The following is a 746-nucleotide window of genomic DNA, read 5'->3' as shown; positions in this document are numbered from 1 at the left end:
ATGGGGCGAGAATTGCGAAGCAATGTAGCAACATTGGTCGGCTTTAGCCGAATGTGCTTGAACGGTCTCGGCTATGATTTCGTTGCGGAAAAATCCGCAGGATTCTTTCCGCCGTAGCCGAAAGACAGCAAATTTGCGTTGAATTCCGATAAGGAATTCAACCGCAATGAATTATAGCCATTGTTGGCTACAGTATTTTTATTTAGTATACTTTTTGTCAATCAGATAATTTTTTAAATCAGACATATAAGATTCAAAGTCAAATTTTTTGAGTTTTGATAATCGAGTTAGGCTATCAGATTCAGTCAGTATTTCATTACACACTTTTTCAATTAGTTCGTCCTTTTTTAAATTCGAAACTTGGCTAAATTCAATTTTACAATCAATTTCCACGCAATTATTTGATTTTATTTCAATTCCGTCCACATATGAAGTTCTTTCACCTGGTCGATATCTAGGTCTTTTCTTTTTGAAAAACTGGTCAAATTCAGGTTTCACAGTTATTAGTCCGAAATATAGTTGGTTTAGGTCTTCACCATAATTCCGATTTTCAAAAAACGTTTTTAACTCAACAGATAAGTCATTAATCCAATTATTTTGTTCTTGAGTCAAGTTCGTATATTGTGCTATTCCGAAAGTCAATTTGCGCTCTGTTTTTATATTGTAGCCAACGCTGCGCTATGCGTAGTGTGGTTTTGGATTTTAAAAATAGTGAATTTATTCACAAATTTTTAAAAATACAGGTT

1 protein-coding gene is annotated in these 746 nt (G+C 33.8%); it reads right to left on the bottom strand.

The features are described from left to right. Nucleotides 1-198: 198 nt before the first annotated feature. The gene (locus OD803_RS14465; RefSeq protein WP_262734064.1) at nt 199-612 is read right to left on the bottom strand and encodes a hypothetical protein; all 414 of its coding nucleotides are present in this window, start codon (nt 610-612) and stop codon (nt 199-201) included. Nucleotides 613-746 lie beyond the last annotated feature (134 nt).

The sequence above is a fragment of the Gaetbulibacter sp. NE genome, assembly GCF_025548475.1.
GTDB lineage: Bacteria > Bacteroidota > Bacteroidia > Flavobacteriales > Flavobacteriaceae > Gaetbulibacter_B > Gaetbulibacter_B jejuensis.
The sequence above is the reverse complement of the archived record's forward strand: the minus strand, read 5'-3'. Positions and strand labels throughout refer to the sequence as shown.